The organism is Psychrobacter celer, assembly GCF_016107555.1.
GTDB classification, from domain to species: Bacteria; Pseudomonadota; Gammaproteobacteria; order Pseudomonadales; family Moraxellaceae; genus Psychrobacter; species Psychrobacter celer.
The window spans coordinates 1-529 of sequence record NZ_JABASU010000070.1 but is presented as its reverse complement, the minus strand read 5'-3'; the positions used below and the strand labels follow the sequence as shown (position 1 = coordinate 529).

1 pseudogene is annotated in these 529 nt (G+C 46.7%); it reads left to right on the top strand.

Annotation, left to right across the window (positions count from 1 at the left end):
* Nucleotides 1-512 (top strand): annotated as a pseudogene (locus JFC05_RS12715) (RNA-guided endonuclease InsQ/TnpB family protein); the annotation flags it as partial.
* Nucleotides 513-529: the final 17 nt, after the last annotated feature.

The window sequence follows — 529 nt, the reverse complement described above, 5'->3', positions numbered from 1 at the left end:
GTCAGTAGTGATGGTGATGTTCTAACCACTAAGCTGACCCATCAATACGCCGAAAAACTGGCCACCGCCCAACGTGCTAAAAACAAAAAGCGAGTCCGTGCGATACACGCCAAGATTAAAAACACCCGCCAAGACTTGATCCATAAATTCACATCAAAGCTTGTTAAGGCCAACAGCTTAATCGTTGTTGGTCAAATTAAATCAACATCATTCACTTCATCCAAACTGGCCAAATCCGTCTATGACGCGGGTTGGTTTGAGATTAAGCGGCAACTGGATTATAAATGCGCGAACGCAGGTTGCCACTATATCGAAGTCAATGAAGCGTACAGCACCCAAACCTGCTCGTGTTGCGGCTCTCGCCAAGACAGTCCGAAAGGTAGATCAGGGCTTGGTATAAGAGTATGGTTTTGTCGTTCTTGTAAAACGACCCATAACAGAGATGTTAATGGAGCGAAAAACATTCTCGCGGTCGGGCTTGGCCGTCTTTAGTAGGAATCCCCTCCGTTTAGGGAGGGGAGGAAGTCAA